This is a genomic window from Psychromonas sp. SR45-3, from assembly GCF_014163575.1.
In the GTDB taxonomy this organism is placed as follows: domain Bacteria; phylum Pseudomonadota; class Gammaproteobacteria; order Enterobacterales; family Psychromonadaceae; genus Psychromonas; species Psychromonas arctica.
This window is the reverse complement of sequence record NZ_JACJDP010000014.1, coordinates 81,105-94,169: the sequence shown is the minus strand read 5'-3', so window position 1 is coordinate 94,169 and position 13,065 is coordinate 81,105. Positions and strand designations below refer to the sequence as shown.

The following is a 13,065-nucleotide window of genomic DNA, read 5'->3' as shown; positions in this document are numbered from 1 at the left end:
ATGCTCATTTAAACCACTAAACTGCGCTTTTTCGCCTTGAACTAAGCATAAATAGCTTAGCCCTGAGCATTTACGTTTTTATTTTGGTAAAAAGCACTCAGTTTTAATGAGTGCTGAGTAGTTACTTATTTTTTTGATATAATTATATTGTCCTTCCATTTTTATCTGTCGTTCAATTCTGAAAATTTTCACTGCATGTCAGTCATAAGCAGATAGGTAATGTCTGGATTTTTTGATCTTCACTTATGTCATTTTTTTACTAAAAGGTAATTTTTTAGATCGTAATTTAACGTATCTCAACTATCGCTGCGATACTTTTTATTACCCACTATCTATATATTCCCTTCACCCCTTATTATGCTAATTCTAATAGGGCGATAACTTCTAAAGCATTTTAATGAGCCATTTTATATAACATGTCCATTTTGGTGCATAATTTGGAATTATGTATCATTTTATACCATGCATATCATCAATAAATAAAATAATTTTAAATAAACACATATAAATCAATAGTTTAATTTTTGGCATCGTATGTGCTCTATAAAGCATAAAGGAATGTAATTTTAACCAAGGTGAGGTCGTTATGTCTTATATAGAGCCAAGTGAATTTGTAACCAAAATGGTGGATGCAGGTGAGTCAAAAGTATACATGTCAACAAAGGATACCATCATAAGAGCATTTATGGCGGGCGCTATTTTAGCGTTAGCTGCTGTCTTTGCGATTACGGTTGCGACTAAAACTGGCAGTGCTATTTTAGGGGCTTGTCTTTTCCCTGTTGGATTTATCATGCTTTATTTAATGAAGTTTGATTTGTTAACCGGTGTATTCACATTAGTGCCATTATCCTTATTGGATAAGCGTCCAGGTGTGACATTATCGGGTGTTTTACGTAATTGGGGATTAGTTTTTATTGGTAACTTCTTTGGTGCAATTACCGTTGCATTTATGATGTCATTTATTTTAACCATGGGTTATGGCACTGACGGCGGTGTGATTGCTGCTAAGGTAGCGACGATTGGTGAGTCAAGAACCGTTGGTTATCAATCACATGGAGTGAGTGGTTGGTTTACTATTTTCATTCGAGGTATGTTATGCAACTGGATGGTATCAATGGGCGTTGTTGGCGCGATGATTTCTACCTCTGCTGGCGCTAAAATGGCGGCAATGTGGATGCCTATTATGTTGTTCTTTTACATGGGCTTTGAACATTCAATAGTAAACATGTTTTTATTCCCTTTCTCCATGATTATGGGCGGTGACTTTACTGTCGCTGATTATTTGCTATGGAATGAAATACCAACTGTCTTAGGTAACTTGGTTGGCGGTCTATGTTTAGTGGGGCTACCACTTTATTACACGCATGTTAAAACATCAGCGGAACGTAAAATTGCTTAAAAACGTTTAAAAAAGTAGTCTTTATAAAGCTCCTCAAGTTATGTTGTGGAGCTTTTGTTGTTTTAGGTCATTAATAAAGTTGGAGGAGTTGTGAGTTTACCGCTTAGTGTATCTATCGGCAGTGCAACTGATAAAGGGGTTAAACCTATTAACCAAGACTTTATTGGTAGCTTTACGCCCAAAGAGCCTTTATTGAGTACCAAGGGAGTTGTCATCGCCATTGCAGACGGCATTAGCTCTAGCAAGGTTAGTCAAGTGGCTAGTGAAACAGCTGTCTGTAGTTTTTTATCTGATTATTATTGTACTACAGATGCTTGGTCGGTGAAAAATTCAGGACAAAAAGTACTTAAATCCATTAATTCTTGGTTATATGCTCAAAGCCTTAATGGTCCTGATCGCTTTAATAAAGACAAAGGTTACGTTTGTACTTTTAGTGCCTTAATTTTAAAATCAAACACTGCTCATATATTCCATTCTGGTGATAGTCGAATTTACCAATTATCTGATGATAAGTTAGAACAATTAACTGAAGATCATCGGCGTATAGTTTCTGAGGATGTTAGTTATTTGACTCGCGCGTTAGGTATTGAAGAAACGTTACCTATTGACTATATAGCTCTGCCGATTGAAAAAGGGGGGGTGTTTGTTTTAGCCACTGATGGTGTTTTTGAGTTCATTGAAGGTCATGTAATAGCAAACATCATCGAAACCACTAGTACATTGGATGAAGCTGCTACTAGGGTGATTGCTGAAGCTATGACTGCTGGCAGCGATGATAACCTCAGTGTACAGCTTGTTCGTATTGATCATGTGCCTGATTACCAGTTAGATGAAGTACATCAACTAACTCAATTACCACTGCCACCTAAATTAATGCCCAGAATGAACTTTGATGGTTATCAAATTATTCGTGAGCTTTATATTAGTAGCCGTAGCCATGTATTTTTAGCGAGAGATATAGAAAGCAATCAAACAGTGGTGATTAAAACGCCATCGACTGAAATGCGTAATGATAGCCAGTACCTTGAAGATTTTATGTTAGAGCAGTGGATTGCTAAAAGAGTTAATAACCCCCATGTAGCAAAAGCGATTGAAGTAAATCGCAAACAAAACTATCTGTATTTAGTCAGTGAATATATTGAAGGGATATCACTTAGTCAATGGATGATTGATAACCCTAAACCCTCATTAGAAAGCGTTCGTCACATTATTGAACAAGTTGTCAAAGGAGTTCAAGCTTTTCATCGTCAAGAGATGATCCATCAAGATCTACGCCCGAATAACATCATGATAGATAACTCTGGCACAGTGAAAATCATTGATTTTGGTTCTACTTATATTGCAGGGGTTAGTGATAATCATCATGAACAGGTATTGAGAGGCACCATGCTTTATTCTGCACCTGAGTATTTTCTTGGGCAATGGGGCACACAAAGATCAGACATATTTTCTATCGCTATCATCACTTATCAAATGTTATCAGGAAAGTTTCCCTACAAGGCTGATATTGCATTATCAAAAAGTTTGAGTGCTCAACGTAAACTGAGCTATCAGAGTATTATTAATGCTGATTCAGAATTGCCATTATGGATAGATGATACCTTAGAAAGAGCGTTACAGGTTGAGCCTAAAAACCGCTATTCTCTGTTGTCTGAGTTTATATACGATATGCGCAAACCAAATAAACAATTTTTAGCAAAAAGTAGGGCACCGTTAATTGAGCGAAACCCGGTTTTATTCTGGCAAGGAGTAAGCTTTATTTTATTTTGCATTGTTTTAGGATTACTTTTTACATAATCAAATAATGTTTGCATTCTCCTGCACCCAAAAGAACTCTTACAAGGCTTTATGGTTGAGGTCCTGCCGCAGCTCTAAGTAAGACAAACCGTTTTCAATGATCAATACATATGACTGTTCAGGTGGTGGGGAGATTCATTCATGACAAAAATCCCGTTAGCTTTGCACTAATTTAAGGTTCAATCTAAGTAAATTAATTTGCTAAGTCTCTGTTACTACTTCTTTTAATGCTGCTTTTTATGACCTGAACATATGCTTTAAATTGGGGCTAAATTATTTTCAATTTTACGATAAATATTGCTATCTATATTTAATTCTTAGGCACATAATCTCGCCGTTACCAGATCATTTAAAGTCATAGTGTAACGTTAGTCATAGGGTTATTAGTTGTTTATCTTAATAAAGGAAAGCATCGTGAGTAAAGGCCAAGACAGCAAAAAAGACGGTAAGAAAAAACCGCTTTTGACTGCAAAAGAAAAAAGAACATTAAAAATAGCTAAAAAATCAAAAGTTGGATTTTTAGCTAAATAAAGATTAGATGAAAGGTCATCAATTTTCCGATGGCCTTTTAAAGCCTCTATCGTTAATCAATTTTATTAATATATACGATAAATCGTAGACCTCATAAATGATATTGATTGATGCACTGTCATCCCCCTCAATAAACACATCACCTAATGAAGCGCTTAACCTACTCTTTGCATTCAGGCTTTTCTAATGCTGGTTCCCTAATGGAGATTTTCTAATACAAGTTTTCTAGTACAGCTTTTCTAGCAATAATTTAGCTTGCCCGGTTAATACTTGATTCACATTTTAGCTAAATGCTTTTTTAAGTTAGTGCTTTTTCAGCTAGTGAGTGTGCTCGGGTATTTTTATTTTGTTGTTATTTTAAGGTAGATGCTTAAAAAGGATTGAATTTCTAATCATTTTTTCTGGCTATTGCTGAGGCTAACTGAAAGTTTAGATGTTATAAAGCATGTAAATGAATGCTAATTGAATATGCTCTAAGCATGAGTTTATCTCCTAGAGTAGTTATTTTTAAGAAGTGAGCGTCTTGTTAAGGAGTGCCCAACATGTGTTGAGCACTAATTTTCAATTTAGCTATTACAATTTAGCCATTATAATTTAATGGTTATTTAGTCTGAGCAACCATCACAGATTTTATATTCATGAACTCTTTTAAACCAAAACCACCATGCTCACGTCCATAACCACTACTTTTTACTCCTCCAAATGGTAAGTTTGGTTGAGATAGGGCAAAGCCATTGATATTAACCATCCCTGTGTCGAAGTGTTTGATCGCCAGTTCTATTGCGCTAGCTTCATCCTTAGAGAAAATGCCACCACCTAAACCATAGCGTGAATCGTTAGCTATACGCATTGCATCATCATTATCTTTTGCTTTGATAAGTGCTGCGACAGGACCGAATAATTCGTCATCATAAGCGGGCATATTGGGCGTTACATTTTCTAAAATAGAAGCTGGGTAAAAGAAACCTTTTTCATCAGGTATTTTACATCCACAAACAATTTTAGCGCCTGCGTCAATAGATTCAGTGACCTGTTTGTGTAGTTTTTCTTGTAAGTCTTTTCTAGCCATAGGCCCTAGGTCGGTATCTTTTGCCTTTGGATCGCCCATTTTCAGATCCATCATCGCTTTTTTGAACTCTTCTTTGAATAGCTCATAATTTTTTTCTGTGATGATAAAACGTTTTGCAGAGACACAGGTTTGGCCGTTATTGACAATACGACCTTTGATACAAGTTTCAATCGCTAATGGAATATCTGCATCATCTAAAACAATATAAGCATCATTACTGCCCAATTCTAATACAGTCTTTTTACTGTATTCAGCTGCTTTTTCGCCCACTTTTTTACCTATTGCATCACTACCCGTAAAAGTAACGCCTTTGATGCCATCATGACTAATTAGTTTGCTGGCTGTTTCACCATCAATTAATAGTGATTGGTAAGCATATTTTGGGAAGCCTGCCTGTTCGAATAACGATTGTATTTTCTTTGCCATACCGAATACATTTGAAGCGTGTTTCATTACTGTTGTATTGCCGGCCACTAAATTACTGACGCTGTATCTAATTACTTGATAGAGTGGAAAGTTCCAAGGTTGAATGCCTAATATTACGCCTATTGGCTGATATGTAATTATTGCTTTACCACCTTCATAATCACGATTTTCATTCGCTAATTCTTTTTCTGCAATATCAGCGGTGTAATTACAAATATTAGCGCAAAGAGCAACTTCTTGTTCGCCTTGAGATTTTACTTTGCCCATCTCTTCAACCATTAGTTGAACTAATTCATCGCTATTTTCTTCAATCACCTTTGCTAGTGCTTTGGCAAGTTTTGCGCGTTCTGAAATAGGCACAAGTTTCCATTGTTCGAAACATTCACTTGAATTGACTACTGCATTTTTAGCTTCATTATGTGTCATCAATGTATATTCTTTTAGTTTTTGCTCAGTAAAAGGATTGATTGTTACTATTGAATTACTCATTACACTGTTACCTCTTTATTGCATTAGTGATTAGATTGGAGCAAATATAATGCCACTGCTTGGTTTTTCTTTAAGGTGTTGAATAATATTGATTTTTTGTGTTTGTAAATTAAAGGTGGTGATATGGCGGTGATAGGATAATGAAAAATGTTCAATGAAAAATGTTAAATTTACATATTGAAAAAGAATCGCAGAACACGCAACGATAATGTTGTTCATTGGGGATGTTGTGGGTAAAAATATTCTGCTGTTCAAAAAAGAAGAGTTGCCAACTGTCTTGAAAAACAGCGATAGCGAAAACACTGAGAATAAATATCAAGATAATTCTATGAAAGAAGCAGCATAAAAACTAGCTAATGAGTGCCAACTGTCTTGAAAAACACAGCTTGTAACCAAAAAGCCAAAAATCAAAACTATGACCAAATTCAAAAAATATTGTCGAAAAGATTTAGAAAAAGGTCCAGAAAAAGGCTGTAGGAAAAAAGGCACAGACTCATAAAATTTTACTGCTCGATGCAGCGTAAACCCCTTCAACAAAAACATTAACCCTCAACATATACATTACTGAATGAAGAGGAGGGGGATATTAGAAAGACTTTGTAATAACAGTTTTGTAATAAAAGCTTTCTAATACAAGTTCTCTACTGCAACTTTTCTAATACAGCTTTTTTAGTAATAATTCAGCTTGAGTCGTTAATGCTTTATTCGGATTTAAACTAAGTGCTTTCTCAGCAAAAGATTGTGCCTGTGCATTTTTACCTTGGCGGTAATTTAACTCTGCTAGTCGTAAATAGATTTCAGGGTTACGTGGAGATATCCTGATTGCTCGTTCTAAAATCCCCGTTGCACCGCGTAAGTTCCCCTTGCTTTCTTGCTGCTCAGCAAGACTAAATAATGAGTCTAAGGCCGCGCTTCCCTTCACCGTATTATCAATACCATCAGTTGCGGTGCTGACTGAACTTGGAGTCGTGGACTCTGTCGTTGGCGATGTGACAGGTTTGGTACTACAGGCCCATAAAAAACTAGATAAACAAACAACAACAGCAATTTTATAATGGTTCATTAATATGATCTCTTTAGTTGGTTTAGTTGGTTAAATTACGGAACCAATCGATGACTTTATCGGTTGTACTGCAACGTATTTCTTGTTTTGGTTCAGTGCCACTTACAAAAGGCAATAGTATTGCATTATCACAGCTATCTTGGCTACCTACACCTGATTCACTATCAACCCAACCTAGGGTGATGTTTTTGGGTGGCAGGTTCTGTAAAGGTTGCTGAGATCGCGCTTTGAAAATATCAGCCCAGACACGAAGTGCACCACTTGAACCGGTCAATCCCGTTGTTTTATTATCATCACGTCCAAGCCAAACAACCGCTTGCATATCATCTGAAAAACCTGCAAACCAACTGTCTCGCAGATCATTGGTTGTTCCAGTTTTCCCTGCAACAGCAAAATCAGGTAATAACCATTGTAATGCTTTAGCTGACCCTTCGTGCGTAACGGCTTGTAAAGCATGGCGTAATGCATAAATCGAACTAGAACTAAAGCGTTTTTCAATAGCAATAGGGTAACTTGTTAGCACTTCTCCGCGCGGATCGACAACCGAGCGGATCGCCAATAACGGTGTATAAAACCCTTCAGATGAAATGGTTTGATACATTTGAGCCACTTCAAGTGGACTTAACTCAGCCGCGCCTAACGTAATCGCAGGGAGTGCGGGAATGTCACTATCAACGCCAAGTCGTTTTAATGTTGATAAGATATTATCTAAGCCTAACTCATTGCCTAAACGCGCCGTTGCCTGATTGTATGAACGTGCTAACGCTTTATATAAAAGCACATCACCATGATCTTTTAAATCGTAGTTTTTAGGGGACCAGCTATCACCGTTGTCTAATTTTTTCTCGTAGGCTGCGTCGCTTATTAAAGTCGCTAACGTATATTGTTCACTTTTTTCTAACGCCGTTAAATATATGGCGGGTTTCATTAACGAGCCAATTTGTCGGCGGGCATCAATTGCACGGTTAAATCCCGCATATCGTGTGTCGCTACCGCCAACAATAGCCGTTACCGCGCCGGTATTCGGTTGCGTAACAATTACCGCTCCCTGCAAGTTCGTATTAGGCTCAGATTTTTTATTATTAGCCATCATTTTAACCAAGCTAGACTCAGCCGTTTGTTGAATTAATGGATTAAAATGAGTAAAAATAGAGAGTCCATCAGAACTTAAGTCTTCAGCTTTGTAATCATTTTGTAATTGCCTGCGCACAAGGTCTAAATAAGCAGGATAACGTTTAGTACTGCTAACGCTGCGTTCACCCACTTTTAGTGGTTCTTGCTTAGCTAATTCAGCAAGGTCTGCATCAAGTTGTTTTTCTCTGACTGCAATATCTAACACTAAATTGCGACGTTTTAATGCTCGCTCAGGGTTACGCCATGGATTGTAATAACTGGCACCGCGCACTAGTGCAACTAACAGTGCTTGTTGCGACAGCGATAAGTCCATAATATTTTTTTTGAAATAATACTGACTGGCTAAACCAAAGCCATGAATAGCGCGTGGTCCATCTTGACCAAGGTATATTTCATTCATGTAGCCTTCTAAAATATCAGCTTTGCTTGCATGTAATTCCAATAGCACTGCCATCAGCGCTTCCTGCGCTTTACGAATTAATGTTCGCTCTGGTGTGAGGTAATAATTTTTAATCAATTGTTGTGTCAGTGTCGATGCACCTTGTGAGAATCCACCATCTTTAATATTGGTAACCATGGCTCGGGCGATACCACGTAGTGAAATACCAAAATGGTCGTAAAAGTCCTTATCTTCAACAGCAACTAGCATTGCTTGTAAAGAAACAGGGGTATCGACAAGTTGAATTAATAATCTATCCTCGTTGTGGGAAGGATAAATACCGCCTATCACCAAGGGCTGTAAACGCACTAATGCTTTATTATCTTTACTTTCTAATTTTGATATAAAGCCATTATTTAAGGTTATTTTTATTTTTTGTGCTGCAGCTAATTCGTCACTGAACTGAAATTGAGGGATGAAAATAGTCACTTTATTTCGATCGATTAATGCCTCCCCTGGATTATTAACTTGGCCCACAAAATGATATCCAAGCATGGTCATTTCTTCACGTAAATCAGTCAACGTGAGTGGCAATCCTTCATATATTTCTAAAGGTCGCGCGTAAACAGTTGATGCAACTGACCACTGTTTATCTTTAAAAGTTGAATTAACTATGGAATCTAAGTAGAGGAGAATACCGACAGCGATCATTATTAATATTAATAATGGAGCCCATCTTTTAGTGGCGTATTTATGAAGCACAGCAAGACCTTATCAGGACGAGAAATAAAAACAGAGTAATAGCATGATCATCACGTTATTACAGAGATATTAACTTATGAATTTCTAAAAAAGGAAGGTGTTTTACGCAGAAAGCTTGATTGGCCTTGTTCTGATTGAGCCAGTGCTGATTGTGCGAGTCATGACTTCCCAATAACATTGACTAATCTTTATCATCAAAGTTCCTTTTCATGGCGTGGTTTTCTCTGTTCAGTGCTGGAACAGATAACTGGTTGAGTATGATCGTTAATCTAATTTTATAGTTTTTTGATCAGTAAAAACATTTGCTCGATCATTGGTTGAGCTAATTGCGTTACGCCGGGACGGTTAAAATAACCGCGTAAACCTGTAAGTTGCACCTGAAAAAAACGCGCATACTCAAGTGCAGTCATCGTACTATTTAATTCACCATTGTTTATTGCTTGCTCAAATAATTGCGTTAAATAGGCTTCAAATTGAGCGGCTAGATTTAAACTTAACTCATATAAATTAGCATCCTTTTCGGCAAATTCACTGTTTGCTTTAACCAGCATACAGATAGCACTGGGACTGCAATCTTTTGTCTCAATGATCACGTTTTCCACAAATGCACGTAAACCTTCAAGTACAGTATCCGTGTTTGATAAAAAGCCCTCTATTTGAGCTTTCATTTGTAGGGTGTAATCTTTTAACGATTCGCTGTATAGCCCTTCTTTAGAACCAAATGCAGAGTAAATGCTGCCCGGTCGCATGTTAATAGCTTCTTGTAAGTCACGGGTTGAGGTTGCATGAAAACCTTTTTGCCAAAAGAGTTGGCTTGCAAGGCGCACAACCGACTCACGCTCAAACTTTATTTTGTTAGCCATGTGATTTCTCAATTTATTTGAACACTTGCTCAATTTTAACTTGAGCGGTCGCTCAAAATCAACTAGTATGTGTCCTGAAGTTACTTAAAACTCATTATTTATTGGAGCTAAACATGACAGAATTTACTTTATACACAGCAGAAAACGCACCTGAAGCATCAAAACCTCTAATGGCTGACTCTGTAGCCGCATTTGGTATGCTACCTAACTTACACGCAGTAATGGCTGAAGCACCAACCTTGCTAAAAGGCTATCAAGTACTGCATGATCTATTCCAAAAAACATCATTTAACGCTGAAGAGTTAACCGTGGTATGGCAGTCAATTAACGTTGAGCACGAATGTCACTACTGCGTTCCGGCACACAGTGCAATTGCGGCTTCAATGAAAGTTGACCAAGATATTGTTGATGCGCTCGTTAACAAAACAGAGCTTGCTAACCCTAGGTTAGAAACGCTACGTGAAACTACATTGGCAATGACACGTGAGCGTGGTGTTATTAGCGACCAGCAAATCGAGAAGTTCTTTGCTGCAGGTTATGGCAAGCAGCAACTACTGGAAATTATTGTTGGTTTATCTCAAAAAGTAATGAGTAACTACACAAACCACCTTGCAGATACTCCAGTTGATGCGCCATTTCAAAAATTCGTAAAATAATATCAATTCCGTTAGTTAGCGGAGTTGGTATAGTTAACGGCTTTTAAATAGTGATATAAAAAGGCAGCTTCGGCTGCCTTTTGTGTTTATAAAAGTATTAACAACCCCAAACCTAACCAATCCTCGCTAAAGGTTAAAGGTTAAATACAAAGTCTACTTAGTATTCGCTTCTAACTGATTTGCTATCTCAATAAGATCTCGGCCAATCAAATCTGGCTTGGCGGCAAGAGGGTAGAGTGCTTTACCTGGACGCATAATAAATGCGGTTTTCCAACCTGCTTTATCTGCTCCTGCTAAATCCCATGGGTGTGCGGCAATTAACATGGCATCTTCAGGTGCTATTTTCATTTCTTTTTGTGCCCAGTCATATACTTTTAAATCTGGCTTAAAGGTTTTTAAATTTTGAACAGTTAATGAGCCATCAAAATATTGTGCTAGATTTGAGTTTTTAAGTTGAGCTGCAATGCCTGCATCAGAAGAGTTAGTTAATGTGATCATGGTATAACCCAGTGCGCGTATCTTTTTCAAGCCTTCAACTACATCCTTATGTGGTGCTAGGTCTCTAAAGGGGGTTAGTACTGCGGTACGCGCTTCTTCAGGTGTTAGTTTAATATTTTGTTGGTTTGCAATCATTTCTAATGAGGCGATGCCTATTTCAGCAAAACTATTATATTCACCTGTCACATTCCCAACTAAAGAGTAATGTAACATTGTAGTAAACCAATAAGGGACTAGTTCATCGCGCCCACCTAAGGCTTTAGAAACAGATTTGCCTACATTTTCTAAGTCTAGTAGCGTTTCGTTAACATCAAAGAAAATGACCTTTGGTTTTATTGGTTGATTTGAGTCTGAATCTTGAGAATGTGCAAAGGTTGAAGTCAAGCTTATTGATACTAGTAAGCCAATCATAAAATTTTTAAAGCGAATCATTATAAAATACCTGTAAAGTTAAATTGTTGAAGTTATGCACTTATTATTTGAATCTAAGAAGTTTATAACTGAGTCTATAACTGGGCTTAACGCCCCTTAATAAACGAAAAACGGTTTACACATAAAAAGAGAAAGTAAAGGCCGTCACCTACAGACCACTGAATACTCGTTTAAATTTCAATTTTTTCATAAATAAAAAATACGTTGTTTATTTATACAGATCAATAATTTAAAGGGCGTATTTGTTTGAAAAATACTGTCTTTAAAAATATTATATTGAAAATATATTGAGAGATTTTTAAATGACGTTATTTATTAGTAAACTTGAATGCAATGGTTGATAACAAACAATGTCATTTGGGTGAAATTTTTATCTTATGGTTTTAGCAAGTTGTCTTGTTATGCTGTCTTATTAATAAACGATTCAGGTCTTCATTTTTACGATAGGCTTTTTTAATCGATGTAACTTTTTAATCAATGTAAGGGGCTTTATGCTTCAAACTGTAGTGTTAGGTGGAATGGAGTTTAGCCCTTTGGTTATCTATATTCCGATTGCTTTTATCTTATCTGCATTAACTCGTTTTGCTTTACACCGTTTAGACTGGCACGATCGCATATGGAAAGTTGCCTGGTTTGAAGTATCACTTTTTGTATGCTATTTCGCCTTAACTGTATATTTACTGAGTGGAAGATAAATTTTATGACAAAGTATCTACGTATTCTTTTTACCGTTGTTGTTGTGATCATGGCGGTAGTTGCAGGGCGTTGGGTTTGGACTGATTATATGCATACGCCATGGACTCGCGATGGACGAGTTCGAGCTGATATTGTCACCGTCGCAGCTGATGTCTCGGGTTGGGTAACAACGCTCAATGTTAAAGATGGGCAATTAGTTAAAAAAGGCCAGTTACTGTTTAGTGTTGATAACAAACGTTATCAAGCTGCTTTAGATAAAAGTAAAGCAAACACGGAAGGAGCATTGTTAGCGTGGGAGTTAGCTAAGCATAAATACAACCGCCGCGAAGCATTAAACAATCAAAAAGCAATCAGTGAAGAAGGCTTAGAGCTAACGCGTATCAATAGAAATATTGCAAAAGCTAATTATGATCTTGCTAAAACAGAGCAGGCTTTAGCACAATTAAACCTTGATAGAACGGAAGTCGTTGCCCCAGTATCAGGCCAAATCATTAATTTAAATTTACGTCAGGGAAATTATATCGGGCAGGGTGTATCTGTTTTTGCGATTGTTAAATCTGATTCATTTTATGTCACAGGTTATTTTGAAGAGACTAAAGTGCCGCTTATCTATGAAAACCAAGCTGCCAAAATCGCATTACTCAGTGGTGGTGAACAATTAACGGGTCATGTTGTTAGCGTAGGCAAAGCAATTGCTAATACCAATACACAAAGTAACAGCCAACTTTTACCTCAAGTTCAACAAACGTTTAATTGGGTGCGTTTGTCACAACGTATTCCCGTTGATATTCAATTAGACACATTACCTAAAGGTATTCAGCTGAGTGCGGGAATGACAGTGTCGATTCATCTCGCGACAGACTAAGGGGAA

The 13,065-nt window shown here is 37.2% G+C and carries 11 protein-coding genes; 5 read left to right on the top strand and 6 right to left on the bottom strand.

Annotated elements, in window-relative coordinates:
• Positions 1-586 precede the first annotated feature (586 nt).
• A complete protein-coding gene (locus H5084_RS09845) occupies positions 587-1,399 on the top strand; it encodes a formate/nitrite transporter family protein (protein ID WP_182690341.1) in 813 nt (270 codons plus the stop codon).
• A 90-nt stretch (positions 1,400-1,489) separates the two neighbouring features.
• The gene (locus tag H5084_RS09840) at positions 1,490-3,196 is read left to right on the top strand and encodes a protein kinase domain-containing protein (RefSeq protein WP_182690340.1); all 1,707 of its coding nucleotides are present in this window, start codon (positions 1,490-1,492) and stop codon (positions 3,194-3,196) included.
• 1,132 nt (positions 3,197-4,328) lie between these two features.
• Here the strand turns inward: H5084_RS09840 and H5084_RS09835 are convergent.
• The 5 genes from H5084_RS09835 to H5084_RS09815 form a co-directional block, all read right to left on the bottom strand.
• On the bottom strand, positions 4,329-5,711 hold the full coding sequence (locus H5084_RS09835) for an NAD-dependent succinate-semialdehyde dehydrogenase (protein ID WP_182690339.1): 1,383 nt from the start codon (positions 5,709-5,711) through the stop codon (positions 4,329-4,331).
• Between the two features lie 30 nt (positions 5,712-5,741).
• Positions 5,742-5,930, bottom strand: coding sequence for a hypothetical protein (locus H5084_RS09830; RefSeq protein ID WP_182690338.1), 189 nt, complete (start codon positions 5,928-5,930; stop codon positions 5,742-5,744).
• 436 nt (positions 5,931-6,366) lie between these two features.
• Positions 6,367-6,774: a tetratricopeptide repeat protein gene (locus tag H5084_RS09825; protein ID WP_182690337.1), complete on the bottom strand. Its 408-nt coding sequence runs from the start codon at positions 6,772-6,774 to the stop codon at positions 6,367-6,369.
• Positions 6,775-6,796: 22 nt separating this feature from the next.
• Positions 6,797-9,049 (bottom strand): penicillin-binding protein 1B, encoded by a 2,253-nt coding sequence (gene mrcB / locus H5084_RS09820; protein ID WP_310735747.1) that lies wholly within the window; start codon positions 9,047-9,049, stop codon positions 6,797-6,799.
• A gap of 275 nt (positions 9,050-9,324) precedes the next feature.
• On the bottom strand, positions 9,325-9,912 hold the full coding sequence (locus H5084_RS09815; RefSeq protein ID WP_182690336.1) for a TetR/AcrR family transcriptional regulator: 588 nt from the start codon (positions 9,910-9,912) through the stop codon (positions 9,325-9,327).
• 113 nt (positions 9,913-10,025) lie between these two features.
• Here H5084_RS09815 and H5084_RS09810 point away from each other — a divergent pair, with 113 nt between their 5' ends.
• Positions 10,026-10,568, top strand: coding sequence for a carboxymuconolactone decarboxylase family protein (locus H5084_RS09810; RefSeq protein ID WP_182690335.1), 543 nt, complete (start codon positions 10,026-10,028; stop codon positions 10,566-10,568).
• A gap of 153 nt (positions 10,569-10,721) precedes the next feature.
• On the opposite strand, the gene H5084_RS09805 is transcribed toward H5084_RS09810, so the two are convergent.
• Positions 10,722-11,498 carry a haloacid dehalogenase type II gene (locus tag H5084_RS09805; protein ID WP_182690334.1) on the bottom strand — a complete coding sequence of 259 codons (777 nt, stop codon included), beginning with the start codon at positions 11,496-11,498 and terminating at the stop codon, positions 10,722-10,724.
• 491 nt (positions 11,499-11,989) lie between these two features.
• On the opposite strand from H5084_RS09805, the gene H5084_RS09800 reads away from it, so the two are divergent.
• Positions 11,990-12,193, top strand: a complete 204-nt coding sequence (locus H5084_RS09800) for a DUF1656 domain-containing protein (RefSeq protein ID WP_028868231.1) — start codon at positions 11,990-11,992, stop codon at positions 12,191-12,193.
• Between the two features lie 5 nt (positions 12,194-12,198).
• Positions 12,199-13,059: an HlyD family secretion protein gene (locus H5084_RS09795; RefSeq protein WP_182690333.1), complete on the top strand. Its 861-nt coding sequence runs from the start codon at positions 12,199-12,201 to the stop codon at positions 13,057-13,059.
• Positions 13,060-13,065: the final 6 nt, after the last annotated feature.

Bases quoted from the DNA above. Each gene is read 5' to 3' on its own strand.
- H5084_RS09845 (WP_182690341.1), top strand. From the start codon at position 587: ATGTCTTATATAGAGCCAAGTGAATTTGTAACCAAAATGGTGGATGCA.
- H5084_RS09835 (WP_182690339.1), bottom strand. From the start codon at position 5,711: ATGAGTAATTCAATAGTAACAATCAATCCTTTTACTGAGCAAAAACTA.
- H5084_RS09830 (WP_182690338.1), bottom strand. From the start codon at position 5,930: ATGAACAACATTATCGTTGCGTGTTCTGCGATTCTTTTTCAATATGTA.
- H5084_RS09825 (WP_182690337.1), bottom strand. From the start codon at position 6,774: ATGAACCATTATAAAATTGCTGTTGTTGTTTGTTTATCTAGTTTTTTA.
- H5084_RS09815 (WP_182690336.1), bottom strand. From the start codon at position 9,912: ATGGCTAACAAAATAAAGTTTGAGCGTGAGTCGGTTGTGCGCCTTGCA.
- H5084_RS09810 (WP_182690335.1), top strand. From the start codon at position 10,026: ATGACAGAATTTACTTTATACACAGCAGAAAACGCACCTGAAGCATCA.
- H5084_RS09805 (WP_182690334.1), bottom strand. From the start codon at position 11,498: ATGATTCGCTTTAAAAATTTTATGATTGGCTTACTAGTATCAATAAGC.
- H5084_RS09800 (WP_028868231.1), top strand. From the start codon at position 11,990: ATGCTTCAAACTGTAGTGTTAGGTGGAATGGAGTTTAGCCCTTTGGTT.
- H5084_RS09795 (WP_182690333.1), top strand. From the start codon at position 12,199: ATGACAAAGTATCTACGTATTCTTTTTACCGTTGTTGTTGTGATCATG.